At 53.3% G+C, this 745-nt stretch carries 1 protein-coding gene; it reads right to left on the reverse strand.

Features of this window, described 5'->3' with window-relative positions; translation table 11 throughout:
• Nucleotides 1-8 precede the first annotated feature (8 nt).
• Nucleotides 9-689, reverse strand: a complete 681-nt coding sequence (locus AC1XDK_RS30785) for an IS6 family transposase (RefSeq protein ID WP_483353832.1) — start codon at nucleotides 687-689, stop codon at nucleotides 9-11.
• Between the last annotated feature and the right edge of the window lie 56 nt (nucleotides 690-745).

Here is a 745-nt window from a genome sequence, read left to right on the forward strand (position 1 = left end):
GGCACTGTCTAGTTTAGCTCCTCCTCAACAGGTGTTCGATTGTCGAGCGATTGATGCGGTCGCTGATGATTATAGTAATGCACAAATTGTTCAAGCCACTGCTGAACGGTCGGCCGACTGCCCACCCACGACGTATGAAAGCGGTCGATGCGCTGTTTGAGCGTGTGAAACCACTTTTCGATGAGGTTTCGCTCGGTATAGTCAAGGTGACCGCTCAATCCAATTCGGAAGAGGGCAGTCCGATACCCGTAGCCATCAACGAGAAACACCGCGTCCGAGAGATCGTGTTTCTCGGCCAATCCAGACAGAAATGAAGCCGCTTGATCGGTCCCATGCTGATCAAACACTTCGATACCGAGTAGCAGTTTTGTTTCGGTGTCTATTGCAGCGTACACCCATAACCACTCGCCGTTAATTTTGACAGCGGTTTCGTCCACCGCGACCCGCGTCGGCGCAGCCGACGGCGGGTCGGAAACGCTGTCAGCGAGCCGATGTACCCACTGAAAAATTGCCTGATGTGAGCGTTTTACGCCGAATAGTCGAAGAATTGCTTTTGTTTCTCTGAGCGAACAACCGGTCGCATGGAGGCGGACGGCGAACGCCCTGACGGGCGTCGCCGTCCGCTCATTCTCCCAACATTCAAGATTCGCCGTCTCTAACGTTTCACTGAGCAGTTCTTGGTTGAGCATAGACACCAAAACCACGGAACTGCTCGCTTCTTAAACTGGCCTAACTAGACAGTGCC

Source organism: Haladaptatus sp. HS23, from assembly GCF_056892285.1.

Coding starts and splice junctions, on each gene's coding strand:
- AC1XDK_RS30785 (WP_483353832.1), bottom strand. CDS start 689: ATGCTCAACCAAGAACTGCTCAGTGAAACGTTAGAGACGGCGAATCTT.